A 25,506-nucleotide genomic window follows, 5' to 3' on the forward strand; every position below is an offset into this window, starting at 1 on the left:
CTGTAAAAATCAGGGATGGCGTAAGCCCTGAATTATCCGCTGTCTTGGCCCTTTTCGAGAGACCCCAAAGCTCATGTCCACTGTCTTCAACTTCACCTTCGTACCTTGGTTTCGCTCGGTGGCACCCTACATTCACATGCATCGGGGCAAAACCTTTGTGGTTGGCATTGCTGGGGAAGCCATTGAAGCAGGCAAGTTACAGCACTTGGCCCAAGACTTGGCCCTCATTCAAAGCATGGGCGTCAAAATTGTGTTGGTCCACGGATTTAGACCCCAAGTCAACGAACAACTCAAAGCCAAAGGGCACGAACCCAAATATTCACACGGCATCCGAATTACTGACGGCGTAGCACTCGATTGCGCCCAAGAGGCTGCGGGCCAATTGCGCTATGAAATTGAAGCCGCTTTCAGTCAAGGACTGCCCAACACGCCCATGGCAGGTTCAACCGTGCGCGTCATCAGTGGTAACTTTCTAACCGCAAGGCCTGTCGGCATTGTGGATGGCGTTGATTTTCAGCACTCTGGTTTGGTCCGCAAGGTCGATGTGGCCGGCATTACTCAAACTTTGGACATGGGCGCCATGGTGTTGCTGTCGCCCTTTGGTTTTTCGCCAACCGGTGAAGCCTTTAACCTCAGCATGGAAGAAGTGGCCACCAGCGTTGCCATTGAACTGCAAGCCGACAAATTGATTTTTCTGACCGAAATTCCAGGCCTGCGATTGAAGCCACTTGAACCCGAATCGGAAGACAACCCCATTGACACTGAATTGCCTTTGGCCGCTGCAGAGAAGTTGCTGATCGATTTGCCACTGCCCCTTGAACCCACCGATCATGCGTTTTATTTGCAGCACTGTGTCAAGGCATGCAAAGAAGGCGTGGAGCGCAGTCACATCTTGCCATTTGCGGTGGATGGCGCTCTGCTGTTAGAAATTTATGTGCACGATGGCATTGGCACCATGGTGGTGGACGAAAAACTAGAAGAGTTGCGCGAAGCCACACACGATGACGTGGGCGGAATTTTGCAACTCATCGAACCTTTTGAAAACGATGGCACTTTGGTCAAGCGCGATCGCACAGAAATTGAACGTGACATTGACCACTACACCGTCATTGAACACGACGGTTTGATCTTTGCTTGTGCAGCCTTGTATCCCTACACGGAAGCAAAGACAGCTGAAATGGCAGCATTGACTGTTTCACCTCAGTCGCAAGGTCAAGGCGATGGTGAGAAGGTCCTCAAGCGCATCGAGCAACGAGCTCGCGCCATGGGACTCAAGAGTATTTTTGTGCTGACCACTCGCACCATGCATTGGTTTATCAAACGTGGCTTTGTTCAGGTTGAAGCCGATTGGTTGCCTGAGGGCCGCAAACGCAAATACAACTGGGACAGACGCAGCCAAGTGCTGGTCAAAAAACTAAGCTGAGAAGTACGAGCTTGGCTTAGTTGGCAGAAGCTTGCGCACGGAACAAACCGTCGCGCAATCTCAGATACAGCATCAATACGACGATGCTGCTGAAAACCAATAAAGACCAATTGGCGATTGACCCACCCAAAAAGGTCCAATCAATCTTTGAGCAATCGCCGCCCCCTTTAAAAATCATGGGCACCGCGCGCTGCAAGGGGAAGTTTTCAATCATGCCGTAGAAGTCTCGGCCACAGGTCACCACCTCGGGTGGATACCACTGCAACCAAGTTTGACGGGCTGCTACAAAAGCACCGAATCCCGCTGACAAAAAGACCAACCAAGACATGATGAGGGTTCGCACGGGCGACTTTTCGCTAAGGCCGAGCAAACACCACACAATGACGCCAATCATGGCGTAGCGCTGAACAATGCACATGGGACAAGGTTCTGTGCCCAAGTAATATTGCAAGTACAAAACGCCAAAAGCCATCATGGCGGTGCAAGCAACGGCCACTATCAAAAGCCAAGCTCGGGTGGGCCACTTTAAAAGCATCGGAAGGATGTCGGTCATGCGCGTCTTTCTATGCTTTGAATCAATTGAACTTAGCTTTCAACAAAAGCGCGTTCAATGACAAACTGACCAGGCGTGCTGGTATTGCCTTCAACAAAGCCTTTGCCTTCGCACAGCGCCTTCAGATCACGCAGCATTTCGGGGCTGCCGCAAATCATGACGCGGTCTTCTGCTGGGTTCAATGCAGGCACACCCAAGTCTGAGGCAATTTTGCCGTTAGCCAGTAAATCAGTTACCCGGCCTTGGTGCTCAAAGGCTTCGCGCGTTACGGTGGGGTAATACAACAACTGCTTGCTGACCATCTCACCCAAAAATTCGTTTTGTGGCAATTCTTGGGTGATGTAGTCGCGGTAAGCCAACTCTTTCACTTCACGCACGCCGTGCAACAAAATCACTTGTTCAAATCGCTCATAGGTTTCGGGATCGCGAATGATGCTCATGAAAGGTGCTAAACCGGTGCCTGTGCCAATGAGGTACAAACGTTTGGCGGGTGTAAGGTAATCGATCAGCAAGGTACCCGTGGGCTTGCGACCCACCACAATGGTGTCGCCCACTTGGATGTGTTGAAGCTTGGAGGTGAGTGGGCCGTCTTGAACCTTGATGCTCAAAAACTCAAGATGCTCTTCGTAATTAGCACTGGCAATGCTGTAGGCACGCAACAAAGGCTTGCCATTGTCACCACGCAAACCGATCATGGTGAAGTGACCGTTCGAAAACCGCAGGGCCTGATCACGGGTGGTGGTAAAGCTGAACAAACGATCGGTCCAGTGATGAACACTGAGAACCTTCTCTTCTAAAAATGCACTCATAAAACCTAGGGGAATTTAAACAAAACATGCCATTTTCAGGCTTATTTGTAGCTAATGGAAATACAATAATTTTATATCTGTATAGACAAGCAATCTTAAGCAACATCAAGGAACACCATGGCGCGTACTGTTAAATGCATCAAATTGGAAACGGAAGCCGAAGGTTTGGACTTTCCGCCCTATCCTGGCGACCTGGGCAAACGCATCTGGGAAAACGTCAGCAAAGAGGCATGGGCCGCCTGGCTAAAGCACCAAACCATGCTGGTCAATGAAAACCGCTTGAACCTGGCCGACGCCAGAGCCCGTCAGTACTTGGCACGTCAAATGGAAAACCATTTCTTTGGTTCAGGTGCCGACGCTGCGCAGGGTTATGTCCCCCCAACTTCCGCCTAACTTTCACGCAAGTCTCTGGCAACAAGTTCCAGAGCGACCATCCCAATGGCACGCTCTGGATACTCAATTTGGCAATGGGCAAGCCTTCTTAGAGACGCTTCTTGCTTGGCAAGCTGACCCGCAGGCGCCTAGCCAACTCTTTTATACGGCCTTCACCGAACAAGCGCCGGACAACTTAGTTCCCCAACTCGCTCAAAATTGCTTTGGTTTGCTGCCCGGCATTCATCGCATTTGTTATGCCAATTCACAAGTCAAACTGAATTTGTGTGTGGGCCACTTCGCAGTCAACTTCAAAGAAATTGACATCGCAGCAGACAGCATCCAAATTTCTAACTTTTTGGACACTGACCCTCGAAGCGTTGCCCGGCTTAGCAAACTTGGGACCCGCATCCGTTGGTCAGCGATGAACGATGATGCGCTGGCTCAACTCAAAGCTTCTGGCTTTCAATTGGACACACTTGGGTCAAGTGCGACGTATCAGCCTCATTGGCCTATCAAAGCTGCACTGCGATCTTCCGATATTCAAGCCCCAGAATCGAAACGCAAAGCCATCGTCATTGGTGCCGGTTTGGCAGGCGCTGCCGTTGCCTACAGCTTGGCACATCGGGGCTGGCAAGTTGAGGTGATTGATCAGCACACACAAACTGGTGGTGGTGCATCTGGTTTGCCAGCAGGTATTTTTGCAACACACGTCTCACCCGACAACAACGTGTTGTCTCGCATTACTCGTGATGGCGTGAGAGCCACGATTGAACGCGCTGCCTCCCTTTTAAAGCGAGGTGAAGAATGGGATTTATCTCATTTGGTAGAGCATCGCTATTCCGGAAAACGGGAGCTACCCCCATCCCCTGTGTGGCCTGAAGCTGGCCTAGAGTGGAGTGCAGAGGCCAATCAAGTTCACCAACAGATGGCTGGATTGAATAAAGAAACGCTAGCCCTTTGGCACCCTCTGGCTGGCTGGATTCAAACACAATCTTTGGTCAAGGCGCAATTGAGCCACCCTAACATTTCATGTCGATTTAAGACCAAGGTTTCACAGCTGATTCGACAAGCCTCAGGCTGGCAGCTGATAGACAACAACAACAACCAAGTCGTGGCTCAAGCTGATCACGTGATCATTGCCAACGCACATGCTTGTCAAGACTTATTGAACAGCATCCAAATAGTTGAGCAAGCTTCAGTAAAACCTAGGCCGCAGATTCCCATCACACCTTTGAGAGGGCAAGTGACTTTCGGTCCCATGCACTCTTTGAACCAAGACTTAAGAAGCAAATTACCAAGAGTCCCGGTCAATGGTCATGGCAGTTTTATTGGCAACTTGCCAGCCTTGCAGATCAACTCTGAGGGGCCCTATTGGATTGTGGGTTCCAGTTTTCAGCGATTTGATTTTGACACTACTGTGCGAGAAGAAGACCAGCAAAGCAACTTGAAACAATGGGCCGAGCTGATGCCAGCTTGGCACGATGAAATTTTAGAAAACGTCGATGTTTCAAAGACCCAAGGGTGGGCTGGCATACGGGCCGCATTGCCCGACCGACTGCCCGCTGTGGGGGCCTTTCAGCACCTTGATTTTGAAGGCCTTCAGGTGTGTACAGGAATGGGCGCCAGGGGCATCAGTTGGTCAGTCTTGTGCGGTGAGCTTTTGGCATCTCAGCTCAATCACGAACCTCTTCCCATGGCGGCCTCATTGGCCAAACTCATGGCCGCCGCACGGTTTGGCTAATGACTAAAACGCTCAATCTCCAATTACTGCATTGCAGCTGCAGGACGTCGCGCCTTCACGTAGGCATCAGTGGGTTGATAGTTTTTGCCATCGGCATAGCGCCACTGAGCCATGGTGCCCTGATTGCCCCTCAGGTCTAACTTGCCCACATAAGCACCCATGGTGGACTGCTGATCGATGGCTCTGAACTCTGCAGGGCCAAATGGCGTGGGAAATTTAAGACCGCGCATGGCCAACACCAGCTTCTCATTGTCTGTGCTGCCAGCCTTTTTAATGGCCGCAAAAATAGCTTGCATGGTGGCATAGCCCACCACCGATCCCACCTTGGGATTTTCTTTGAATTTCTTGTAATAGTTGGCGGCAAAAGAAGCATGTTCTTTGCTGTCAATTTGATCCCAAGGGTAGCCTGTCACGATCCAACCTTTGGGTGTTTCGTCTTTCAAGACCTCAAGGTATTCGGGTTCACCGGAGAGCAAAGAAACCACGGGGACTTTGGGAAAAATGCCGCGTTGATTGCCTTCTCGAACCAGCTTGGCCAAGTCGGCACCAAAGGTCACATTGAAGATGGCATCGGGTTTGGTTTGCATCAGCGCACTGAGGCTGCTGCCTGCATCAATTTTTCCAAGTGCAGGCCACTGTTCACCCACAAATTCAACATCGGGTCGCTTGGCTTTTAAAAGCTCTTTGAAACTGGCCACAGCACTTTGGCCATATTCATAGTTGGGCGCCAAAGTGGCCCAACGCTTGGCAGGCAACTTGGCAGCCTCTTCCACCAACATGGCCGATTGCATGTAAGTGCTGGGCCTTAGGCGAAACGTGTACCGGTTACCTTTGTCCCAAACAATGGCATCGGTCAAAGGCTCACTGGCCACAAACAAGCGCTTGTTTTTGGCAGCATGATCCGCCAAAGCCAAGCCCACATTGGACAGAAAACCACCGGCCAACACATCAACTTTCTCTTGGCTGGTCAGTTCAATGGCATGACGCAATGCATCTTCAGGTTTGCCTGCATCGTCGCGGGCAATGACCTCCACCTTGCGCCCCAACAAACCGCCCGCCGCATTGATTTCTTCGACCGCAAGTTGCCACCCCTGTTTGTAGGGTTGGGTAAATTGAGGGATTGCAGAGTAGCTGTTGATCTCGCCAATCCGAATAGGCGTTTGAGCCTGAACCGTCAAACCCGGCAAGCCCAACAGGCACAAACCACTCAATAGCCAAGACTTCATTGCGTACTCCTCAAAAGTGAAACTGTATCAGCCCACAAAAAACCGAACATTTCAAGACTTATTCCATCTTCCAGAAAGGGAACACCAAAGCTCTTATGATCAATAAGCATATATGTAAAACGAATAAATAGTTTGTTTAGTCATAAAGAGCCGATAAAGTTCACGTCTTGATCGGCATCGTCCGAAGCTTTTAATCCTATTTCAGATGTACCAATACACCGAATTCGACCGCCAATTTGTCAAATTGCGCGCTGCCCAACACCGAGATCAGCTTGAGCGCTGGCAAAAAGGGCAATTGGCAGACGACGAATTTCGTCCTTTGCGCCTGCAAAACGGCTGGTACGTTCAACGCTACGCCCCAATGCTGCGCGTAGCTGTGCCCTATGGCGAAATCTCCAGCAAGCAACTGAACGTCTTGGCTCAAATTGCCAAAGAATACGACCAACCCGATGCCGAACTCTTTGCCAAAGCGCAAGCCCAACAAGATGTGCTGCCCGGCAAGTCCCCTCGCCTTATTAAGGGCTATGGCCATTTCACAACCCGCCAAAACGTCCAATTCAACTGGATTCCTTTGGACAAGTCGGCCGATGTGATGGACCTCTTGGCCACTGTCGACATGCACGGCATTCAAACCAGTGGCAATTGCATTCGCAACATCACCACCGATGAATTGGCCGGTGTGGCCGTTGACGAAGTGGTCGACCCCCGCCCCTATGCAGAAATTTTGCGTCAGTGGAGCACCTTGCACCCTGAGTTTGCATTTTTGCCCCGCAAATTCAAGATTGCCATTACTGGCGCAACCGAAGACCGTGCGGCCATTGGCTGGCACGATGTCGGTTTGCAGCTTGTTAAAAATGCTGCAGGCGAAGTAGGCTTCAAAGTCTGGGTGGGCGGTGGCATGGGCCGCACGCCCATCATTGGCACCTTGGTTCGCGAGTTCTTGCCTTGGCAACAGATCATGAATTACCTCGAAGCTGTTGTGCGTGTGTACAACCGTTGGGGTCGTCGCGACAATTTGTACAAAGCCCGTATCAAAATTTTGGTCAAGGCCGAAGGCCAACGTTACATTGACGAAGTGGAAGCAGAGTTTGATGACGTGGTTAACAAAGATGGTGGCCCGCATACCATCACGCAAGCTGAGTTCGACCGCGTGGCCGCATGCTTTGTAGAACCCAAAGCGCCTGCCAGCATTTCAGCATCTGCCAACAGCAACACTCAAGACCCAGCATTCCAACGCTGGGTGCATCAAAACGTTGTGGCGCACAAAAATCCTGCGCTGCGCGCCGTCACTTTGTCCTTCAAGCGATTGGGCTTGGCACCCGGTGATGCCACCGCAGAACAATTGGCGGCCTCCGCGCAATTGGTCGAAAAGTATTCTCGCGGCGAAGCCCGCGTGACACACTCACAAAACTTGGTGCTGCCTTGGGTACCCGAAACCCAGCTGTTTGACCTTTGGCAAGAAGCCAAGGCCTTGGGCTTGGCCAGTCCCAACATTGGTTTACTGAATGACATGATTGCCTGCCCTGGCGGTGACTATTGCGCCTTGGCCAATGCACGCGCCATTCCTGTGGCCGCGGCTATTTCTGAGCGTTACCAAGACTTGGATGAGTTGGATGACTTAGGTCCGATCGACCTGCACATCAGCGGTTGCATCAACTCATGCGGTCACCATCACAGTGGCCACATTGGCATCTTGGGCGTCGATAAAGACGGCAAAGAATGGTACCAAGTGACCTTGGGCGGCTCCGATGGTTCAGCCTTGTCTGGCGCTGCTGGCGCGGGCAAGGTGGTAGGTCCCTCTTTCTCTGCGGCCGAAGTGCCTGAAGTGATTGAAGCGGTGATCAATAAGTACCTTGAATTAAGAGCACCTGCTGGCAACGGCCGTGCTGAATATTTCATTGAGACACTGCGTCGTGTGGGCCAAGATGCTTTCAAGGCGGCCGCCAACGGCGCACGTCACCCCGAGCCCGAGCTCGCTTGATATCCATTCGTTCCCGATTGCTACCCATGAAAATTTTGTCCTTCAACGATCACACGCCCAGCACTGACAGTGGTGTGATCAGCCTTGCCAACGACGCCGATCCTCGCGACGCATCACTCGACGGCGTGAAGCGCATCGACTTGCACTTTCCTAAATTTACTGATGGACGTGCCTACAGCCAAGCCTTCTTGCTGCGTCGCCGCTTAGGTTTTAAAGGTGAAATTCGCGCTACAGGCGATGTGCTCATCGACCAGCTGGTGTCCATGGCGCGCACAGGCTTTGATGTGGCTGTATTGCGTGAAGGCTTAGATGCCAGCGCTGCGCAGCGTCAGTTCGATCGCTTCCCCGCTTTCTACCAAGGCTCGGCTGTCGACACGCAACCCTTATTTGCAAAGGCCACCGCATGAGCGTGTCGTCATTGAGCCTTGGCGTTCAAGGCAACTTGCCCAGCGCCATTGCTTTGCATGCCAATCCCAGCGTTAACTTTGCGGACAAGGTGGCCGAAACAGTGGCTTTGCTCAAGCAAGCAGCTGACGAATTCAGCCCCGTCACACAAGCCTCTAGCTTAGGCGCCGAAGATGTGGTCATCACGCATCTGATCAATCACAACGCATTGAACATCCCCGTGTTTGTGTTGGAAACGGGTGCCTTGCATCGCGAAACTTTGGCCTTGCTAGAACGCACGCAAGCGCATTCAGTTGCCCCTGTGAAGGTCTATCGGCCGTCCACCGAAAAAGTCATTTCGTTTGTCAAAAAACATGGCCAAGACGCCATGTACGAAAGCCTTGAACTTCGCAAAGCTTGTTGCCAAGTTCGCAAGCTAGAGCCCTTGGCCGAAGCGCTTAAAGGCCAACGCGCCTGGGTCACAGGTTTGCGCCGTGAGCAATCCACCAACCGCGCTGAAGTGCCCTTGATAGACCGTGCCGACGAAGCCACCAAAGGCCAGATCAAACTTAACCCCTTGGCCAATTGGACTTGGGGCGATGTGTGGCACTACATCTCAATCCACCAAGTGGATTACAACCCCCTGCACGATCAGTTTTTCCCCAGCATCGGCTGCGCACCCTGCACCCGTGCCATCAGCTTGGGTGAAGAATTTCGCGCAGGCCGCTGGTGGTGGGAAGACGAAGCCGCCAAAGAGTGCGGTTTGCACGCCAAGAAATAAGTCAGAGAAAATTATGAACGCACGCACTGAACCCGAACTGTTGCATCACCTTAGCAACGCCCACCTCGATGCCCTGGAAGAAGAAACCATCTTCATCCTGCGCGAAGTGGCTGCCGCTTTTGAACGCCCCACTTTACTGTTCTCTGGCGGCAAAGATTCATTGGTGATGCTCAAATGTGCCGAAAAAGCTTTTGTCGACAAACAAAAGGGAGGCCGCATTCCCTACCCCTTGCTGATGATCGACACGGGTCACAATTTCAAAGAAGTAACTGACTTCCGAGATTTCCGCGCCAACGAGTTGGGTGCTGAATTAATTGTGCGCAGTGTAGAAGACTCCATGAAGCGTGGCACTGTGCGCTTGGCGCACCCAGGTGAATCTCGCAACGTGCACCAGTCGGTCACCTTGCTCGAAGCCATTGAAGAATTCAAGTTTGACGCCCTCATTGGCGGCGCACGTCGCGACGAAGAAAAAGCCCGCGCCAAAGAACGTATCTTTAGCCACCGTGACAGCTTTGGCCAATGGCAGCCCAAATCGCAGCGCCCCGAATTGTGGTCTTTGTTCAACACCAAATTGCAACCCGGCGAACACTTCCGCGTGTTCCCCATTTCCAACTGGACCGAGCTCGATGTGTGGCAATACATTGCCCGCGAAAACATTGCGTTGCCATCGATCTACTACACCCACAAACGCGAAGTGGTTGACCGCCGTGGTTTGCTGGTGCCTGTCACAGAACTCACACCGCCCAAAGATGGCGAGCAAGTTGAAGTGCGCGACGTGCGATTCCGCACCGTAGGCGACATCACCTGCACTTGCCCCGTAGAAAGTACGGCCGCCACCCCCGAAGAAATTGTGATTGAAACATTGGCCGCCGAAGTGAGCGAACGCGGCGCCACGCGCATGGACGACAAGACCTCAGATGCCTCCATGGAAAAACGCAAAAAAGACGGATATTTCTAATGACCACGATTGCTAACTTAGACGCTGCCATCAATGCAGCCCCCCTTTTCGCGCCCAATGCCAACGCTTTGAAATTCATCACTTGCGGCTCGGTAGACGACGGCAAGAGCACGCTCATTGGTCGCTTGCTGGTGGACACCAAAGCGGTATTGCAAGATCACTTGGCTGGTGTTCAACGCCAAGGTGAAACTGATTTGGCCTTGCTCACAGATGGCTTGTCGGCTGAACGCGAACAAGGCATCACCATCGATGTGGCGTACCGTTACTTCAGTACCGAAACGCGCAAGTTCATCATTGGCGATGCGCCCGGTCATGAACAATACACCCGCAACATGGTGACAGCCGCATCCAGTGCCGATGCAGCCGTGGTGTTGGTCGATGCCACCAAGCTCGATTGGCAAGATGCGCAGCTCAGCCTGTTGCCTCAAACCCGCCGTCACAGCCTGCTTTTGAAATTGCTGCGCGTGCCCTCTGTGGTGTTTGCCATCAACAAGCTAGATGCTGTTGCAGACGCTACTGTGGCCTATCAAAACATTCAAGGCGCCTTGGCCAAATTTGCCACCGAAGCCGGCATCAACGTCAAAGCCTGGGTGCCCGTGTCTGCGCTCAAGGGCTGGAATGTGGTGGACAGCCATGCCAACTGGTGTGGTTACACCGGGCCCAACTTATTACAAATTTTGGAAACATTGCCCAACACCCCTGCTGAAGCCGATGTGGCCATGAGCTTTCCGGTGCAATGGGTTGAAAAATTTCACGACTCCAACGTGACGCACCAAGGCCGCCGCGTATTCTGGGGTCGTGTGGCCACTGGTACTTTGAGTGTTGGCCAGAGCGTCAAAGTTTTCCCAAGTGGCCAAACCGCTACCGTGGCGCAGGTGCTGTCGGCCACTCGCCAGGACAAATCTCAAGTCACTGGGCAAAGCGCTGGCTTGGTCCTCGACCGCGAAGTCGATGTGTCTCGGGGCGATTGGGTGGTGGCCGCCGATGCAGGTCTTGAAGGCCAACGTCAAATGGACGCTACCGTGGCCTGGATGGACGACGAACCCTTGGTGGCGGGCCGCCTTTACTGGGCTTTGCACGGTCACCGTTGGGTGAAGGCCAAAGTGCAACGAGTGGTGCACCGCCTGAACATCAACACCTTGGCCGAAGAAGAAGCCACAGAATTGCCCGCCAACGCCGTTGGCCATGTCACTTTGGCCTTTCAAGAGCCCCTGTTGACCTTGCCTTTTGAGCAATCGCGCATCTTGGGCGCCCTCATTTTGGTCGACACGGCCAGCCATAAGACCTCAGGCGCAGTGTTGGTGAATTGAGACAACTCCCCCTTTACTGCCTTAAAATGCCCACTTTCGGACGCCATATGCATGGCGTCCATTAACGTCCTAGCCACTTCAAACTGTCATGACCCACGTTGTTTCTGAATCCTGTATCCGCTGCAAATACACCGACTGCGTGGATGTCTGCCCAGTCGATTGCTTCCGCGAAGGCCCCAACTTTTTGACCATTGACCCTGACGAGTGCATCGATTGCGCCGTGTGCATTCCAGAATGCCCCGTCAATGCCATCTATGCAGAAGAAGACCTGCCAGCCGACCAAGCACACATGACCAAGCTTAACGCCGAGCTGGCCCTGTTGCCCACTTGGAAAAGTATCACCAAGCGCAAAGCGCCCATGGCCGATGCCGATGACTGGAAAGACAAAACTGGCAAGCTCAAAGAGTTGCAGCGTTGATTCAAACCGAAGCCTTGATCATTGGGGCAGGTCCGGTGGGCCTGTTTCAAGCGTTTCAGCTAGGGCTTCAAGACATCCGCTGCCACGTAGTGGATGCCTTGCCGCAAGTGGGCGGCCAGTGCGTCGAGCTGTACGCCAACAAACCCATTTACGACATTCCGGGTCTTCCGTATTGCACGGGTCAACAACTGATTGACCAATTGCAACAGCAAGTCAAACCTTTTGCACCTCAATTTCATCTTGAAGAATTGGTCAGTGAACTCAAGGCCACTGACGATGGCCAGTGGCACGTGCAAACCAACCAAGGCACCGTGTTCAAAGCTGCTACTGTGTTCATTGCGGCGGGTGTTGGTGCTTTCGTTAAACGCGGCCTCAGCTTGGCTGGTTTCGATGAACTGCTAGGCAAGTCTATTTTTAATGGCGCTCCCAACTCGAGTTCATTTCAAGGCAAACACTTAATTGTTCTTGGCGACAGTGATGCGGCATTAGAAGCCTGTGCACTATGGCGTCAAGGCGCCAATGCTGCCGCCAGCGTTACCTTGGTTCACAGACGCGACCAATTTCAAGCTGAACCCCAAGCCATTGAAGACATGCGTCAAGCCTGCGCAAGCAAGCGCATGCGGTTTGTGGCCGGACAACCTACGGGTTTGGTTCAAGCCGATGGTCAACTCAGCGGGCTTGAAATACTGAACGCACAAGGTGAGACAGAAGTTTTATCCGCCGATGCCATGCTCTTGTGCCTAGGCGTTTCACCAAAATTGGGCCCTATTAGCGATTGGGGCTTGGCTATGGAACGGAAACAGTTGCCTGTGAACACCGAGACCTATGCCACAGAAGCAAAAGGCATCTTCGCGGTGGGCGATATCAACACCTACCCCGGCAAAAAGAAGCTCATTTTGTGCGGCTTTCACGAAGCCACTTTGGCGGCCTTTGGCGCATCAGCGCTGTTGCGTCCAGACCAAAAAACCCTGCTTCAATACACCACAACCTCCACACACCTGCACAAACTCTTGGGCGTGTCGTAGAATCCAACCCGTGATTGCAGATCTTGTTTGCAGTCACATCCGCTAGGGGTGTTTTGGTGATTCAACCAAGACTGAGAAAGTCCCTTTGAACCTGATTGAGGTAATCCTCGCGCAGGGAAGCTTGTCTAAACAACGAGGCAAAGACTCAATTGCCATCATTCGTTGAATGACCCAGCCGACCTGCCATTTCGTTGAAGGAAAACGCAATGGCACACCATTTGCCAAAACTAACTTGTCACGCACTGCTGCTTGCCAGTGCTTCCGCAATTGCCCAAAACAATACTGTTTTGGTGACGAGTCCCGCTGCACAACAAATCAGTGGCTTTGAAAATCTGAGTCTGCGAGAAGCGCCTTTCAGTGCGACCAATGTAGACAGCGCCACGCTGCGTGATTTGGGAGCACAAAGAATTTCAGACGCCTTGCGCTTGGATTCGTCTGTCACCGACAGCTACAACTCCCCTGCCTACTGGGACATTCTGAGTGTGCGCGGTTTTGTGCTGGACAACCGCTACAACTATCGCCGAGAAGGCTTGCCCATCAACGCTGAAACCATGATTGCCATGGACAACAAAGAGCGCATTGAACTCTTCAAAGGTACGAGCGGCATTCAAGCTGGCACCAGTGCACCTGGCGGCTTGGCCAACTATGTTGTTAAGCGTCCACCCAACTCCTTAGAAGCTAGCGTACGAAGCTTGACACTCAGTTATGGCAATGGCAACAACAGCTCGGTGGCACTCGATCTAGGTGGACGCTATGGTGAGACCAACGCGGTAGGTTATCGATTCAACGCGGCCTATGAAGATCTCAATCCCTACTTTCAAAACGCAAAAGGTCAGCGTCAACTGTTGGCATTGGCCATGGACTGGCGCATCAACGCCAACACGCGCTTGGAGTGGGAAGTTGAAAGTAGCAGCCGTCAACAAATGGGCGTGAACGCTGCCAGCATCACTGGCAATACACTCCCCTCACCGGTCTATGCTAAGAACAATTTTTCTAAACAAAGCTGGTCAGTTCCTGGTGTGTTTGATGGCATCACCGGCAGCGTTCGGTTGAAGCAACGCTTAGATAACAACTGGCTGTGGACCACCCAAATTGGCGCACAGCGCTTGAAGACTGACGACCGGCTCAGCTTCGCGTACGGCTGTTATGCAGAACTTAATTTCGACCGCTTTTGCAGCGACAAAACATTCGACCTGTACGACTACCGCAGCGAGAACGAACGCCGCACTAGCGATGCTTTGCAAACCGAGCTAACTGGCCAAGTTCAGTTGGCAGGCATTCAACATGAGCTTACTTTTTCTTGGTTAAGACAACGTCAAATTGACGAGCTCTCGCCCATGCAGGCATACAACTGGGCAGGCACTGGCAGTCTCTCTGGCGTCAGTGACAGCACTGCAGCGCCAGAACCCCTTGAACTCAATACCAACCGCCAAGAGTACTCAACCGAGATCAGTGTCAAAGATCGCATCAAAGTAAATCGCTTTGCAGACTTGTGGCTCGGTATTCGGTCAAGTCAAATTCAGCGCGATAGCCAACGGACCGACGGCAGCCGCGCTACACACGACGATCGTTCTTTCACCACCCCTTGGGTTGCGTTCAGCCACAAGTTGCCTTACAGCACCACAGGCTACGTTAGCTTTGGTCAGGGCATAGAAGCGCAAGTTACCCCCAACCGCAGTCGCTACACCAACGCGGGTGAAGCATTGCCTTCTGCCAAGAGCAACCAAAAAGAATTGGGCTTCAAAGGCGCCCAAAGTGCATGGCAATGGAATGCCGCAGTGTTCGACATCACCCGCCCAGTGTGGGGCGATCAAGGTGCTTGCGAAGAAGACAACTCATGCACCCGCAAACTGGATGGCTTAGCCCATCACATTGGCCTGGAATTGGGCATGGGCTATCGCAGCACACAATGGAAACTGGACACTTCGGCCACATGGCTCAATGCAAAACGTGCCGATGCGGTCATTGATCCGAATCAAAATGGTCAACGTCCTTTGAATGTGCCTTCACTGGTGGTGCGTGCGGCAACGGAGTACCGTTGGACACAGGTACCTAGTTTGCGGACCTCGGCGCGCATCAGCCACGAAGGTCAGCGCGATTTAATGGAAAGCGGCAGCATGACTTTGCCCGCATGGACAACCCTTGATTTGGCTGCGCACTACAGCACCAAGCTAGCGGGTCAAGACACCGACTGGACTTTGGCTTTAGAGAACGCCAACAACCGCGCGTATTGGAGAGAATCGCCCAAGCAGTTTGGCCACTACTACCTGTACGCTGGCGCACCACGAAACTTGCGCATCACGGTTAGAACGCTTTTCTAATTTGAGCGAAAATGAGGTCATGAAAGATTCTTCTGCAACGAACGAGCAACCTAGAAATCCTCTGCATGGCCTCACCTTGGAGGCCATCGTTCGTGAGCTTGAAACTTATTACGGCTGGACAGAACTTGGTGAGCGAATCCCTGTACGTTGCTTCACCCATGACCCCAGCGTTAATTCAAGTTTGAAGTTTTTGCGCAAAACCCCATGGGCTCGAGAAAAAGTCGAAGGTCTTTATTTGTTCATGCTGCGTGAAAAAAAGCGCTATGAGAACCGATCGGCATGAGTGAAATACAAATTGCATCCGATTATCGCGCTGGCCTCATTGGGTGTATCACCCACATGCACATGGCGTACTACGCGCCCTTTGCAGGTTTTGGACAACACTTTGAGTCGGTCGTTGCGGGTGGATTGGCTTCATTTTGTGATCGACTTCATCACCCTAACAATGGGATTTGGCTGGCTATACAAGAGCAACAAATAGTGGGGTCTATTGTTATTGATGGCGAAGATTTAGGGAACAACACGGCACACCTACGTTGGTTCATCATGGACGACAGGGTTAGAGGCAGAGGTGTGGGTGGTCAATTGCTGACCCAAGCCCTTCAATTTGTCGATGCCAAGGGTTTTGAAGAAACCCAGTTGTGGACGTTTAATGGACTTCACGCTGCACGGCATTTGTATGAATCTAAAGGCTTCAAGTTAGCTGAGGAGAACTTAGGGAATCAATGGGGTACAGAAATTCTGGAACAGCGGTTTTGTCGCGCCCCTAAGCGGTCCTGAATGAAAAAGTTAGGCCACCCCATGAGCTTGGCTCTTTTTTTCGTCCCTGTGCTAAAAATCTGCAGACTCTTGAAAACCCCCAATATTTTTTGCTACAATTCGAGGCTAAGCAAAAAGCGCAGTTGCTCTAAGTCCTAAAGACTCTGAATGTGTGTGTACTTTTTGCTAACAACCGAATATTCCTCGATAGCTCAGTCGGTAGAGCGCCGGACTGTTAATCCGTAGGTCCCTGGTTCGAGCCCAGGTCGAGGAGCCAAAAGACTAATAAAAACAACGACTTACCTCGTTGTTTTTATTTTATACTTTAATTACACGGTTATTACACGAATAATTAAGCTGCCACTGCTTGCTTTTGATTAAAAGTGACATTAAACTGCTGGCATGCGCATAGTGTCTACTGAATCCATCGTAGTCAAGCCTGAACAGATACGGCTTGTGCGACGCGACGACAGCAAGAAATGGCAAGTCCATTACAAGCTGGAAGGCGTCAAAACGTGGTTCCGTCGTAGCTCAGACACTGCTGACGTTAAAGAAGCAAGCCGCATAGCTGAGCGCATGTGGATGAAGGCGACCTTTGACCATGAGGAAGGTCGCCCTGTCATCAGCAAGAAATTCAAGCCAGTTGCCGAAATTGTTTTGCGCCGTATGGAGGCTGAAATTGCAGCCGGAACTGCCAAACCAAGCTTTAGGGACTATGTTTCTGCCATCAAGCTTTACCTAATCCCCTTCTACGGCCTGTACAACGTGGATGGCATCAAGCCATCAACAATCTCAGAATTTCATGTCTGGAGGCGCGAAAAGGTTGGACGCGAGCTCTCAGGTAGCGCCCAGAACAATCACAACGCCGCGCTGAACCTAATTTTTGATGAAGCCATCGAGCGTGGCTATATGACTGCGTATGAGCGCCCTCTTACCAAGAACACTGGTGTTGAGAGCGACCGCCGTGCTGAATTCAGCCATGAAGAGCTGGAAGTCATGATGAAGTACGCAGCCAAGTTCATCTTGGATGGCCGCACTGCTCGCACAAAAATCATCCGTGAGCTACTTGCTATCTATGTTCCCTTCATGGCCGCTACAGGCATGCGCCCAGGCACTGAAGCGGAATACTTGGAATGGCGGCACATTGATGTGGAAGTTCGCGACGGGCAGCCTGTCCTGCATTTCCGCCTACAGCGCGGCAAACGTGGCGCACGTAACTTTGTAGCTCACAACAGCTGTTGGCTGCTGCTAGAGCGCCTACGTCAGCTCAGTCCGGACTTAGCGGGCATGACGCTTGAGGAAGTTTTAAAGAAAAAGATCCCCAAGCTGCTATTCCGACTTTCGGATGGCTCTGTGCCCGACAACTGGAACAAACCTTTCCGTCAGTGGCTTGAGGACTCAGAACTGCTCAACTGCCCTGTTACGGGCAAGGAACGCAGCCTGTACAGCTTGCGCCACTACTACGCCACCCAGCGACTGCTTGAAGGCATCCCCATTCACGACTTGGCTGAGCAAATGGGCACATCCGTCTTGATGATCACCAAGCACTACAGCCACTTGACGCCGCTCATGAAAGCCAAGCAGTTTGCTGGTGTTATAGATCCCAATGCCACCAGTGGCGAAGCCGCACAGATCCGAGCCATCATGACAGCACAGATGGCCAATAACAACATCATGAACTTGGTGCAGATGAGTACAGGTCTTGTCATGCCACTCATCGCACAGAACTCTGAACTGACAGATGACTTTGAGAATCGCCTCAAAGCTCAACGCAAGAAGTCCACCTGATCCCCTGAAATGAATTACCAACCAAGACCTACCCTCACGACTGAATAATCAAAGCCCACCATGTCTGAACTTTTAACCCAGTACTTCGAACGCTACGCAGAAGAAGCCATCACCAAGATGAAGGCGGCTTTGATTGCGGTCGATTACTACGAGCGGATCAGGGTTAGGCTTGTAAGGAAAGAAGACTTGAGTGGCGAACTCGCCATCATTGCCAAAGTGGGGCCTGCCGGCACCATGACCGTGGTCAAGGAAGCCATGGCCGACTACAAAGGCCGAGTTGCTGGCGCTTGGGAATTAAACCAACGCCTGCAAGACATCGGCAAACAAAAGGTTAGTTTGATTGTTAATGAACGTGAACATCTGCCCTGGCCTTGACCCTGTATTCCAGTACCGCCGGTATGTTTAAGTTACCGATCGTTTCTCCCTGAACAGCGTTGGTGGCAAGTATCCAAGTGCACTGTGCGGGTGATACGAATTGTAGTCATCGAACCAACCTTTCAGTTGGGCCATTACTGTTTTTGAATCTGGCCGGTTAGCCAACTTGGCGTAGTCCCGTTTCAGTGTCTTCACAAAGCTCTCGGCCATGCCGTTACTTTGAGGGCTTGTCACAGGTGTTGTCACTGGCTTTAAGCCAAGTTCTTTGGCAAAGCTTCTTGTTTCTGCTGCTGTGTAGCAACTGCCGTTGTCCGTCAGCCACTCAATCGTTTTGGGCGGCTTACCGTTTGATCCAAAACGTTTCTCCACAGCCTGCATCATCAAATCGCCAACTAGTCCGGCATCAATACCTTTGGTAGTGGCAACCCAACTCATGACTTCTCTATCGCAGCAGTCCAATGCGAATGCCACCCTAACTCGTTCTCCGTTGTCGCACGATAGTTCTAACCCGTCAGAGCACCAGCGTGTATCGCTTTCTTTTACCGCCACTGTGCCTTCGTGCTTTCTTGTGTCCAGGGGTTTCTGACCTTGCCTAAACAGCAGCCAGCCCTCATCGCGCATTACTCGGTAAACCCGCTTATGGTTAATCTGGCGACCATCGATCTTCAGCCTGGCCCAGACTCTTCGATAGCCATAGGTGGCTCGATCTTTAACCACGCAGGCAATGGCATCCTTGAGGTCTGAGTCATCAGTTCTTGGTGGTGACTTTCTCAAATCAGACCAATCAGTTGAGCGGGTCTTCTTGGTCAACACATTGCTGCGGGATACGCCCAGTGCCATGCACACCGCCCTTACTGCTCGTCCCCGGGCAATACAGTCGAGCGCACAATCCACTTTTTTGCTTTGGCAAAGTCCACAGCCTCCTTGAGAATCTCGTTCTCCAAAGTCTTGCGGCCAAGCGCACCTTCAAGTTGTTTAATGCGTCTCATGGCCTCTTGAAGTTCAGAAGCTGGGACAACGGTTTCATTGGCACCGACTGCGACCAAAGAACCTTCCAAATAAGCTTTGCGCCACTGAAACAACTGTGCTGCAGTCAAGCCATGTTGGCGGGCAACCAAAGAAACAGAACTTCCTGGTTCATTGGTTTGTTTGACGATTTCAAGCTTTTGCTCAGGAGTCCAGCGCCTGCGGCGCTGAACACTGGTGACCACTTCCACCCGGTTAGGTCTTATTGATGACATAGTCATATCCATAGTCTTATTCCTAGTTGTTAGTTTAAGGAATACCGATGGGACTGTCATTCAGGGGGCTAACTCATGCCCCGGGCAGATGTCTCCTACCAATTTAAAAGCAAAGCCGGTATCGTGAAGGTCCACATCACCACTGCAGGCGAGACTTTTAAATTGGAGATCAATGCAGGCCGAAATCCCATGGCTGCACAAATGGCCTGCATTGAACTCGAGAAGCAACTGACATTTATTGCGCTTACTGGTTAACGCCACCCTGCTGCCTAGGAATGATGGGCTTGTTCTTGTGGTGTGAGAAGTCGTAGGCCTTGTCCAAAAATTCACACGCTATGTCTATATCGTAGTTTTCGATATCCATAATCTGCACACTTTTGTTCAATGCCAAGTACTCCCCAAAGCACTTAGGTCGAGAGTTACTAGGTAGATCGTCATAGCGCGGAAATACAAATCGCCACTCCAATCCATTCATATCGTGGTTCAAGTGAAAGCAAGATGCCAGCGTCATGGGCGACAGTCGCATGGATATGTAGATATCGAAAGTTTGACTTTCCTCATCAAGTGACTGCCACATGTCCTCTAGTTGAACAGCTTCAATGATGTGCCTTGTGCGAGTTGCCATGTCCAACTTGTACAGGGATGCTTCAATCGTTTCATCGTAATCAATGAAAGATGCGATCTCATCCAAGCTCATGTCGAACAAACGTTTGAAAAGTTGTGCCTGTTCCATGTTGCTCACCTTCAAGCCGTATGACGTCTAATCACTTGAAATTTATACATCTCATGCAAGGCGCGTTGAAATGTGTATTCAAGATCGTTAGAGCCCATCTGTTCTAGCGCACCATACACACTGATGTCATCACTTGGTGTGTAACCTTTAAATCCGATGCTGTTTTCATAGGCCTCGTCCAAATCACCCAAGGCTTGGTCCAGGACGTTTTCAGCATGATCTCTAGCTGACTGAAACGAATTGATAGCGTCTTGGATATTTGTCACATCCTTGCGCCAAGTCTCAAGTGTTGACTGTGTGACTTCGATTGAGCACAGGGCATCATCTTTAAGAACAGCAAATGTGGCGACCTTTGTATCTGCCGGTATTGCCATCAAATATTCAGAAGGGCCCGGGTAATGCAGCAAATTTTTAGCGATCTCACAAACCGTCTCCTCAGTGCTGCCACCTGCATGAGTCATAGGTGAATCAGCACGGCGTGGAATAACTAGGTATTTGGACATGGTCATTTCCTTTCAAACGTGATGGTGTTCAAAGGATTCGACTGAATAAATTTCCTCCACCTTGGTTGAAACTTCGTAGGCAGATTCCACCTCAAAGTATTCAAACGCACGATCTAGAGCTTTTATGCTCAAACTGGTCAAATCTTTGAAATTACTGCTGGCTTCAATCGCATTGTTGTACGCAATCATTGCTTGGTAAATACCACCGGACGCCTCACCAATAGCGTCATCTACCATGTAAGCTTTTTCAACCATCGCCTGAATTTCATTGACCCAAAGTTCGGCAGTCTCATCAGTAATCTCTACTGAGAACTTGGCTAATTCCTTCAGTGACTCGAAAGAAACTTTTGGATTTTCAATTGGAAAAGCAATGTAGTAATTGGGTAGCATGCGATCTTGCGAAACGACATTGGCTATTTCACTTGCCATCTCCTCTCTGCTGCCTGGCACATTAGTTTGCTCACTGTCTGGTTGATTCTTAAAAACCAAGTATTTCGTCATTTTTTTCTCCTGTTTGATCGGTATTCCTATGAATAAATGATCAGCCAAGGCCCAGCCGTTACTCTGCGCCCTGACCAGATCAAGGCTGGGTTTTAAAGAGGTGCGTCGTCACTGGTGTCCATATCAATGACTTCTACTTGCTTGTGTTTGAGCGGAATTGCCAATTGAACCTGCATTTCCTTGCGCAGGCTTTCAGGCTGAGATTTGTCCATGGAGATCTGCTTTTTGAGATTACGAACACCGTGCTCCAGCACTGTCAGATCATTTGGCAGCGTTTTGCCAATGAACTTGACCAGGTTGTCTTCGTAAGCTTTTCCAAGCTCATTAGCAGAGACCATCTTGAACTTGCTGCCACCCACATGCACGGCAACGAACACGCAAAAAGATGATTCTTCCGTTTTGCCTTCTTTTTCTTCAGCGTAAACGCAAACATCGCCATCAAAATCAAAGTCCATTTTGGATGCCTTGCCGACTAACTCGTAATACTCGCGAATCAGCGACGTTCTTTCCTTGTTGTTCTTATCTCCAGTGCCTTTGGCTAGAGCCGCAGATTCAACGTCCTGAATCTGGCTCACACCACCGCGGCGAGCGATGTATGCGGGCAGATCGGCGGCTACAAGATTTTCTTTTTGCGCCACAGTCAAAACTTTCAAATAACGGCTCGCTGTAACCTTATCTGAGCGAACCATGTACTTGACCATCGTATTGATGGCAGGTGTATTGGACTTGATCGTGATGCTGTGGTTATCTTTTAAATCCTTGCGGATTTCAGTCAAGATCTTTTCCTTGAAACTACTGTTTTCAATGCGCATGGAAAAGTCATAGATCGAAGCCAGGAGTTCATACAGCGCGTTGTGGCCACGCTGGACGATTTCCACTTCATAGCGTTCACCGAGCTTGAACAGCTCAGCTCCTTCAGTGAGGAATTTTTGAACCTCAGGGTTGTTACTCAAGACATCCGTGCCTGCCGCGCTGGCAGTGCGAACCTTCGCAGGTTTGGCAAAAGCGCTTAGATCAAAAGTATTCAGGTCAACGCCCTCGTATTCCTCTACGGCGGTAGGATTCATTGGGGGCGGTTGCACCCCAACTTTGATGGCTCCATTGGTTAATTGCATGGCTATTTCCTTTAGGGTTATGCAGCCAATCGCTTCTGGAACCAAGGCTAAATGGGTTGCGTGATACAGATTCACCCTAGACAGAATCTGTATCATTTTTTATATTGATAAGCCCATAACTAGCTGGGAGATCAATTTGGACACGCCTAACCATGCCCTGCGCAGCAACGATTTACTGGCATCTAGTCTTCATTTTTGGTGGGTGGCATTACTTCGCAGTAGTAAAGATTTTTGGTGGATTTGCCAGCAAAATGGAAAGTGCCTTGATGAACGTTTGATCAGGATTTGGGAAGACTTTGGGGATCTCTACCAATACAAATCGTTTCCAGAATGGTGGGTCAAAAAAGGTACCAAGTTATTTGACTCGCCACAAATTGAAATGGAACTGGTCAAAGCCCTAACTGCGGGTCTTGAGCTACTGCTAAAAACTGATCTAAAAATCCCAATGCCCGGAATGGTTTGCCTTGCGATCCCATTACACCTAGATCCTAAAACCATCAGTGAGGCAATTTTCAAACTCTTCACCACAGCAAGGCTACGTGGTTCGCATTTCGATCAAGATGCCAAGTACCAAATCATCAAGTCAGGTAACAAAAAAGCATATAAGAGTATCAAGCCTGCTTACCTGACGAATGCGCTCAATGTCTGCATTGATCACAGTACCGCTTCAGATCAGATCAATCATTGGGGTACCTATCAGGTGAGTAAATTTTTGGAGCTATGCCCACAGCATCACCCCAAAGCTGGTGACTCCATTATCAGAACGAAATCAAAGCAAAAAGCCATGCGAACTAAATCAAGCCAAGCGACTTCGATGGCGGCCAAGCTGATCGCCAATGTTGAGATTGGTCGATTTCCAAGTTGTTCAGATGTGCCCACGCAAGCCAGATGGACACCCAATCAGGAAGATGATCTGAGAACTGCAATCTCTTGTGGGCAATGGCAAAAATCCAGTTGGTTTGAATCAGAGCATTCATTCATGTTGCCTGAGCATCTGGTCAGTGACACCAGCTTTGATGGTCTCAAGCAGCCGAGGTGCTTGGACTTATTGAGTGACATGAGAAGCGTGAGCCACGCCGGCTGAGCCTTTTGTAAATCTTGCTAGCTTGACTATCAGGGTAACTAGAACCATTTGCGCTATGCCTGTCGTGACCGCGATTACGGTTCAAAAAAGCACTATGTTTTCTGCCTAAAAACCGCGCTTTTGACCCGATAACGCACTTTTTATCTGACTTATTGTTTTGAATGGGTGCTGGGTACGTGAGTGCATTACCAACTCGTCCTTGTCTCTTTCGTCATACCCATTGGTCATAGGTTCGATGGGGGTCACAGGTTTTTGGATGGAGGTTGGTGGCTGGGGGTAGATTCTTTGCTGGGGGTTGGATTTGTTGATCTCTTTATGCAGGTGTTGGGCCAATTGTTGCTGCTGCTGGGTCTGCTGTTTTGCGGCCTGGCTGGGAGATAGTTGCTGGGGGTTGGGCTTGGGTAGTTGTTTAGGCGCTGGGGCCATGGGTGCGCGTTTGGGTTTGGCTACTTTACCTTTTGCCTTGGGCTGAGATTTATGCGCAGTTTTCGCTTGGGCCTTTGGTAAATGCTTTGCCATGGGCTTGGTGGGTTGCGCAGCTCTACCCAGACCCACAGATGATGACTGCATTGGTGCCGTGGTAGTTTGAGGCAATTGCTGAGCAAATGCTCCCCACATCTTGTCCGAAATCAACTTCCATAGTGCTAGTTGGTCTTCGGGATTTGCAATTTCCATAAATCTCATCTTTGGTCTCCTTTTCCTACATTTATTTATCCGTTGCCATAAATAAATGCATGCGAATATTCGAACTTCAGAAACCAAAAACGCCAGAGCAATTGAGACTCGATCAACTACGCGTCACCAGCAAACGCGCAAGTGATGCGTTAAAAACTGAACGTGAAAGACAAAAGGCACAACGTGCACAGCAAGCCCTACAAAAGCTGCGTATGCCAACCAAGCCCAAGACAGCTACTGTCAAACCCATAAGACCAATCAAGGCCGTTTAGCCAAAAGAAAACCAGCAAGCTATTCACCTGCTGGCTCTGAACTCGCATTGGACTAAGACTTGGCTGGCAACTTCAATGTTGGGCGACTACTAGCCGCAGAGTCTTTGGCAAATCCTGCTTTTACCTGGCCCATCACTGCATCAATACGTTTGTCCAATTCCCCTGAATCAACGGCAGTGCGAATGACTTGCAGCGAGGTGATGACATCGGCGATGCTGTCAGTTTCGATGGCATTCTTGCCTTCGACTATTTCCAGTGTGCGTGCACCGTAGCGAACGGTGATGCACAGCTTGCCCTTGTCATCTGTCCACCACCAAGGCTTTAACTTCTTAGGAACTTCAACCTTGCGGTTCATTCCAGTTGCTTCGTCCTTGACTGTGCGAAGTCTGACTGGCGAAAACTCAGTGCCAGACTGCTGCGCCTTGGCTAACTGGATTTGCTCAGCCAACTTGGTACTGAGTTTTTGACGCCTTGCATGCTGTGGGCTTGGCATTCCCCCAATTCAGTAGACAAATATTATTGTCAAAATCTGAATGGGAGAAATGTAAATGCAAAGAGCCAAATACACAGCTGAGTTCAAAGAAGAGGCAGTTCGCCAAGTTATCGACAGGGGCCACTCTGTCATCGATGTAGCCAAGCGACTAGGCCTTGGGGACGGCCTTCTGTACACCTGGGTCAAGAAGTTCAAGGCCGCCAATGAACCAGTTGCCATTGATGACATGAAGTCTATGCAAGCGGAGCTCAACCGCTTAAAGGCTGAACTCAGGCGCACTACAGAGGAGCGCGACATTCTAAAAAAGGCCGCCGCGTACTTTGCCAAACAGCCGCGCAGCATTTGGGCTTTGATACCAAGCGAGACCTGATGCAGCACATCATTCATTTGGTGCGTGACCCCGTGTTCAATAAGTACTTTGCACAAGAGAGTCATGACAATGAAGTGGTCATTGAGGGGCGCTCCGAGTCATTGATGAAAAGCGTCAAACTGTCGGTCCAGTTCAAACACCCCTCTGATTTGATGCAGCACAGCTGTTTGACGCTGTCTAGCGACGCCTCCCAAACTCGCGGCTGGGCCTTCAAAGCCCAAAATCCAGAAGATTCTGAATCGCCTGAGGTTTTTCACATTCGACCCCACGGGCCCTTGGACTGTTCCGACGG

At 50.7% G+C, this 25,506-nt stretch carries 28 protein-coding genes, 1 tRNA gene, 1 pseudogene and 1 riboswitch; of the genes and pseudogenes, 20 read left to right on the forward strand and 10 right to left on the reverse strand.

Annotated features, from left to right (window positions below; all coding sequences use genetic code 11):
* The first annotated feature begins 73 nt into the window (after window positions 1-73).
* Complete coding sequence (gene argA / locus AMM03_RS12350) at window positions 74-1,423, forward strand: amino-acid N-acetyltransferase (protein WP_090132124.1); 1,350 nt, start codon at window positions 74-76, stop codon at window positions 1,421-1,423.
* Window positions 1,424-1,439: 16 nt separating this feature from the next.
* On the opposite strand, the gene AMM03_RS12355 is transcribed toward argA, so the two are convergent.
* Complete coding sequence (locus AMM03_RS12355; RefSeq protein ID WP_090132126.1) at window positions 1,440-1,958, reverse strand: disulfide bond formation protein B; 519 nt, start codon at window positions 1,956-1,958, stop codon at window positions 1,440-1,442.
* A 50-nt stretch (window positions 1,959-2,008) separates the two neighbouring features.
* Window positions 2,009-2,785: a ferredoxin--NADP reductase gene (locus AMM03_RS12360; protein ID WP_090132043.1), complete on the reverse strand. Its 777-nt coding sequence runs from the start codon at window positions 2,783-2,785 to the stop codon at window positions 2,009-2,011.
* A gap of 117 nt (window positions 2,786-2,902) precedes the next feature.
* On the opposite strand from AMM03_RS12360, the gene AMM03_RS12365 reads away from it, so the two are divergent.
* Both AMM03_RS12365 and mnmC read left to right on the forward strand, forming a co-directional pair.
* Complete coding sequence (locus AMM03_RS12365; RefSeq protein ID WP_090132045.1) at window positions 2,903-3,178, forward strand: oxidative damage protection protein; 276 nt, start codon at window positions 2,903-2,905, stop codon at window positions 3,176-3,178.
* Window positions 3,156-4,901, forward strand: a complete 1,746-nt coding sequence (mnmC, locus tag AMM03_RS12370) for an FAD-dependent 5-carboxymethylaminomethyl-2-thiouridine(34) oxidoreductase MnmC1 (RefSeq protein ID WP_090132047.1) — start codon at window positions 3,156-3,158, stop codon at window positions 4,899-4,901. The genes AMM03_RS12365 and mnmC overlap by 23 nt, the downstream gene beginning before the upstream one ends.
* Window positions 4,902-4,924: 23 nt before the next feature.
* On the opposite strand, the gene AMM03_RS12375 is transcribed toward mnmC, so the two are convergent.
* Entirely contained in the window at window positions 4,925-6,127 is a 1,203-nt protein-coding gene (locus AMM03_RS12375) for an ABC transporter substrate-binding protein (RefSeq protein ID WP_090132049.1), read from the reverse strand.
* A gap of 205 nt (window positions 6,128-6,332) precedes the next feature.
* Here AMM03_RS12375 and AMM03_RS12380 point away from each other — a divergent pair, with 205 nt between their 5' ends.
* The 13 genes from AMM03_RS12380 (at window position 6,333) to AMM03_RS12440 (ending at window position 18,227) form a co-directional block, all read left to right on the forward strand.
* Window positions 6,333-8,108 (forward strand): nitrite/sulfite reductase, encoded by a 1,776-nt coding sequence (locus tag AMM03_RS12380; protein ID WP_090132050.1) that lies wholly within the window; start codon window positions 6,333-6,335, stop codon window positions 8,106-8,108.
* Window positions 8,109-8,134: 26 nt separating this feature from the next.
* Entirely contained in the window at window positions 8,135-8,515 is a 381-nt protein-coding gene (locus AMM03_RS12385) for a DUF934 domain-containing protein (RefSeq protein WP_090132052.1), read from the forward strand.
* Window positions 8,512-9,273, forward strand: coding sequence for a phosphoadenylyl-sulfate reductase (locus AMM03_RS12390; protein ID WP_090132054.1), 762 nt, complete (start codon window positions 8,512-8,514; stop codon window positions 9,271-9,273). Before AMM03_RS12385 ends, AMM03_RS12390 begins: the two co-directional genes overlap by 4 nt.
* A gap of 13 nt (window positions 9,274-9,286) precedes the next feature.
* Window positions 9,287-10,231: a sulfate adenylyltransferase subunit CysD gene (cysD, locus tag AMM03_RS12395; protein WP_090132055.1), complete on the forward strand. Its 945-nt coding sequence runs from the start codon at window positions 9,287-9,289 to the stop codon at window positions 10,229-10,231.
* Window positions 10,231-11,541, forward strand: a complete 1,311-nt coding sequence (locus AMM03_RS12400; RefSeq protein ID WP_090132057.1) for a sulfate adenylyltransferase subunit 1 — start codon at window positions 10,231-10,233, stop codon at window positions 11,539-11,541. The genes cysD and AMM03_RS12400 overlap by 1 nt, the downstream gene beginning before the upstream one ends.
* 88 nt (window positions 11,542-11,629) lie before the next feature.
* A complete protein-coding gene (fdxA, locus tag AMM03_RS12405; RefSeq protein ID WP_090132059.1) occupies window positions 11,630-11,959 on the forward strand; it encodes a ferredoxin FdxA in 330 nt (109 codons plus the stop codon).
* The gene (locus AMM03_RS12410) at window positions 11,917-12,984 is read left to right on the forward strand and encodes an NAD(P)/FAD-dependent oxidoreductase (protein WP_090132061.1); all 1,068 of its coding nucleotides are present in this window, start codon (window positions 11,917-11,919) and stop codon (window positions 12,982-12,984) included. The genes fdxA and AMM03_RS12410 overlap by 43 nt, the downstream gene beginning before the upstream one ends.
* 34 nt (window positions 12,985-13,018) lie before the next feature.
* Window positions 13,019-13,119, forward strand: a riboswitch (TPP riboswitch).
* Between the two features lie 71 nt (window positions 13,120-13,190).
* The gene (locus AMM03_RS12415) at window positions 13,191-15,305 is read left to right on the forward strand and encodes a TonB-dependent siderophore receptor (protein ID WP_090132062.1); all 2,115 of its coding nucleotides are present in this window, start codon (window positions 13,191-13,193) and stop codon (window positions 15,303-15,305) included.
* Between the two features lie 19 nt (window positions 15,306-15,324).
* Complete coding sequence (locus AMM03_RS12420; protein ID WP_090132127.1) at window positions 15,325-15,588, forward strand: VF530 family protein; 264 nt, start codon at window positions 15,325-15,327, stop codon at window positions 15,586-15,588.
* Entirely contained in the window at window positions 15,585-16,085 is a 501-nt protein-coding gene (locus tag AMM03_RS12425; protein ID WP_090132063.1) for a GNAT family N-acetyltransferase, read from the forward strand. The genes AMM03_RS12420 and AMM03_RS12425 overlap by 4 nt, the downstream gene beginning before the upstream one ends.
* Window positions 16,086-16,265: 180 nt before the next feature.
* A tRNA-Asn gene (locus tag AMM03_RS12430) sits at window positions 16,266-16,341 on the forward strand.
* A 125-nt stretch (window positions 16,342-16,466) separates the two neighbouring features.
* Window positions 16,467-17,852, forward strand: a complete 1,386-nt coding sequence (locus AMM03_RS12435; protein WP_090132064.1) for a tyrosine-type recombinase/integrase — start codon at window positions 16,467-16,469, stop codon at window positions 17,850-17,852.
* Between the two features lie 60 nt (window positions 17,853-17,912).
* Window positions 17,913-18,227, forward strand: coding sequence for a hypothetical protein (locus AMM03_RS12440; RefSeq protein WP_090132065.1), 315 nt, complete (start codon window positions 17,913-17,915; stop codon window positions 18,225-18,227).
* A 27-nt stretch (window positions 18,228-18,254) separates the two neighbouring features.
* On the opposite strand, the gene AMM03_RS12445 is transcribed toward AMM03_RS12440, so the two are convergent.
* A protein-coding gene (locus tag AMM03_RS12445) for an IS3 family transposase (protein WP_369793708.1) occupies window positions 18,255-19,480 on the reverse strand; the annotation gives its coding sequence in 2 pieces (ribosomal slippage) (window positions 18,255-19,135 and window positions 19,135-19,480; 1,227 coding nt in all).
* 63 nt (window positions 19,481-19,543) lie between these two features.
* On the opposite strand from AMM03_RS12445, the gene AMM03_RS12450 reads away from it, so the two are divergent.
* Entirely contained in the window at window positions 19,544-19,723 is a 180-nt protein-coding gene (locus AMM03_RS12450) for a hypothetical protein (RefSeq protein WP_090132069.1), read from the forward strand.
* On the opposite strand, the gene AMM03_RS12455 is transcribed toward AMM03_RS12450, so the two are convergent.
* The 4 genes from AMM03_RS12455 to AMM03_RS12470 form a co-directional block, all read right to left on the reverse strand.
* On the reverse strand, window positions 19,713-20,201 hold the full coding sequence (locus AMM03_RS12455; RefSeq protein ID WP_194942883.1) for a hypothetical protein: 489 nt from the start codon (window positions 20,199-20,201) through the stop codon (window positions 19,713-19,715). The two genes, AMM03_RS12450 and AMM03_RS12455, sit on opposite strands and share 11 nt — an antisense overlap.
* 11 nt (window positions 20,202-20,212) lie before the next feature.
* Entirely contained in the window at window positions 20,213-20,704 is a 492-nt protein-coding gene (locus AMM03_RS12460) for a hypothetical protein (RefSeq protein WP_194942884.1), read from the reverse strand.
* 12 nt (window positions 20,705-20,716) lie between these two features.
* Window positions 20,717-21,205: a hypothetical protein gene (locus AMM03_RS12465; protein ID WP_090132073.1), complete on the reverse strand. Its 489-nt coding sequence runs from the start codon at window positions 21,203-21,205 to the stop codon at window positions 20,717-20,719.
* Window positions 21,206-21,297: 92 nt separating this feature from the next.
* The gene (locus tag AMM03_RS12470; protein ID WP_090132075.1) at window positions 21,298-22,320 is read right to left on the reverse strand and encodes a hypothetical protein; all 1,023 of its coding nucleotides are present in this window, start codon (window positions 22,318-22,320) and stop codon (window positions 21,298-21,300) included.
* Between the two features lie 136 nt (window positions 22,321-22,456).
* Between AMM03_RS12470 and AMM03_RS12475 the strand changes: the two genes are divergently transcribed.
* Window positions 22,457-23,404, forward strand: a complete 948-nt coding sequence (locus AMM03_RS12475; protein WP_090132076.1) for a hypothetical protein — start codon at window positions 22,457-22,459, stop codon at window positions 23,402-23,404.
* Between the two features lie 105 nt (window positions 23,405-23,509).
* Here AMM03_RS12475 and AMM03_RS12480 read toward each other — a convergent pair whose 3' ends face one another.
* Together AMM03_RS12480 and AMM03_RS12490 are read right to left on the reverse strand one after the other, a co-directional pair.
* Window positions 23,510-24,088, reverse strand: a complete 579-nt coding sequence (locus AMM03_RS12480) for a hypothetical protein (protein WP_090132078.1) — start codon at window positions 24,086-24,088, stop codon at window positions 23,510-23,512.
* 315 nt (window positions 24,089-24,403) lie between these two features.
* Entirely contained in the window at window positions 24,404-24,844 is a 441-nt protein-coding gene (locus AMM03_RS12490) for a DUF6641 family protein (protein ID WP_090132081.1), read from the reverse strand.
* A gap of 55 nt (window positions 24,845-24,899) precedes the next feature.
* Between AMM03_RS12490 and AMM03_RS12495 the strand changes: the two genes are divergently transcribed.
* Entirely contained in the window at window positions 24,900-25,214 is a 315-nt protein-coding gene (locus AMM03_RS12495; RefSeq protein WP_090132083.1) for a transposase, read from the forward strand.
* Window positions 25,215-25,348: 134 nt separating this feature from the next.
* A pseudogene (locus AMM03_RS14195) lies at window positions 25,349-25,506 on the forward strand (LysR family transcriptional regulator); the annotation flags it as partial.

The sequence above is a fragment of the Limnohabitans sp. Rim11 genome, from assembly GCF_001269365.1.
In the GTDB taxonomy this organism is placed as follows: domain Bacteria; phylum Pseudomonadota; class Gammaproteobacteria; order Burkholderiales; family Burkholderiaceae_C; genus Limnohabitans_A.

Bases quoted from the DNA above. Each gene is read 5' to 3' on its own strand.
- argA (WP_090132124.1), top strand. From the start codon at position 74: ATGTCCACTGTCTTCAACTTCACCTTCGTACCTTGGTTTCGCTCGGTG.
- AMM03_RS12355 (WP_090132126.1), bottom strand. From the start codon at position 1,958: ATGCTTTTAAAGTGGCCCACCCGAGCTTGGCTTTTGATAGTGGCCGTT.
- AMM03_RS12360 (WP_090132043.1), bottom strand. From the start codon at position 2,785: ATGAGTGCATTTTTAGAAGAGAAGGTTCTCAGTGTTCATCACTGGACC.
- AMM03_RS12365 (WP_090132045.1), top strand. From the start codon at position 2,903: ATGGCGCGTACTGTTAAATGCATCAAATTGGAAACGGAAGCCGAAGGT.
- mnmC (WP_090132047.1), top strand. From the start codon at position 3,156: ATGTCCCCCCAACTTCCGCCTAACTTTCACGCAAGTCTCTGGCAACAA.
- AMM03_RS12375 (WP_090132049.1), bottom strand. From the start codon at position 6,127: ATGAAGTCTTGGCTATTGAGTGGTTTGTGCCTGTTGGGCTTGCCGGGT.
- AMM03_RS12380 (WP_090132050.1), top strand. From the start codon at position 6,333: ATGTACCAATACACCGAATTCGACCGCCAATTTGTCAAATTGCGCGCT.
- AMM03_RS12385 (WP_090132052.1), top strand. From the start codon at position 8,135: ATGAAAATTTTGTCCTTCAACGATCACACGCCCAGCACTGACAGTGGT.
- AMM03_RS12390 (WP_090132054.1), top strand. From the start codon at position 8,512: ATGAGCGTGTCGTCATTGAGCCTTGGCGTTCAAGGCAACTTGCCCAGC.
- cysD (WP_090132055.1), top strand. From the start codon at position 9,287: ATGAACGCACGCACTGAACCCGAACTGTTGCATCACCTTAGCAACGCC.
- AMM03_RS12400 (WP_090132057.1), top strand. From the start codon at position 10,231: ATGACCACGATTGCTAACTTAGACGCTGCCATCAATGCAGCCCCCCTT.
- fdxA (WP_090132059.1), top strand. From the start codon at position 11,630: ATGACCCACGTTGTTTCTGAATCCTGTATCCGCTGCAAATACACCGAC.
- AMM03_RS12415 (WP_090132062.1), top strand. From the start codon at position 13,191: ATGGCACACCATTTGCCAAAACTAACTTGTCACGCACTGCTGCTTGCC.
- AMM03_RS12420 (WP_090132127.1), top strand. From the start codon at position 15,325: ATGAAAGATTCTTCTGCAACGAACGAGCAACCTAGAAATCCTCTGCAT.
- AMM03_RS12425 (WP_090132063.1), top strand. From the start codon at position 15,585: ATGAGTGAAATACAAATTGCATCCGATTATCGCGCTGGCCTCATTGGG.
- AMM03_RS12435 (WP_090132064.1), top strand. From the start codon at position 16,467: ATGCGCATAGTGTCTACTGAATCCATCGTAGTCAAGCCTGAACAGATA.
- AMM03_RS12440 (WP_090132065.1), top strand. From the start codon at position 17,913: ATGTCTGAACTTTTAACCCAGTACTTCGAACGCTACGCAGAAGAAGCC.
- AMM03_RS12450 (WP_090132069.1), top strand. From the start codon at position 19,544: ATGCCCCGGGCAGATGTCTCCTACCAATTTAAAAGCAAAGCCGGTATC.
- AMM03_RS12455 (WP_194942883.1), bottom strand. From the start codon at position 20,201: ATGGAACAGGCACAACTTTTCAAACGTTTGTTCGACATGAGCTTGGAT.
- AMM03_RS12460 (WP_194942884.1), bottom strand. From the start codon at position 20,704: ATGTCCAAATACCTAGTTATTCCACGCCGTGCTGATTCACCTATGACT.
- AMM03_RS12465 (WP_090132073.1), bottom strand. From the start codon at position 21,205: ATGACGAAATACTTGGTTTTTAAGAATCAACCAGACAGTGAGCAAACT.
- AMM03_RS12470 (WP_090132075.1), bottom strand. From the start codon at position 22,320: ATGCAATTAACCAATGGAGCCATCAAAGTTGGGGTGCAACCGCCCCCA.
- AMM03_RS12480 (WP_090132078.1), bottom strand. From the start codon at position 24,088: ATGAGATTTATGGAAATTGCAAATCCCGAAGACCAACTAGCACTATGG.
- AMM03_RS12490 (WP_090132081.1), bottom strand. From the start codon at position 24,844: ATGCCAAGCCCACAGCATGCAAGGCGTCAAAAACTCAGTACCAAGTTG.
- AMM03_RS12495 (WP_090132083.1), top strand. From the start codon at position 24,900: ATGCAAAGAGCCAAATACACAGCTGAGTTCAAAGAAGAGGCAGTTCGC.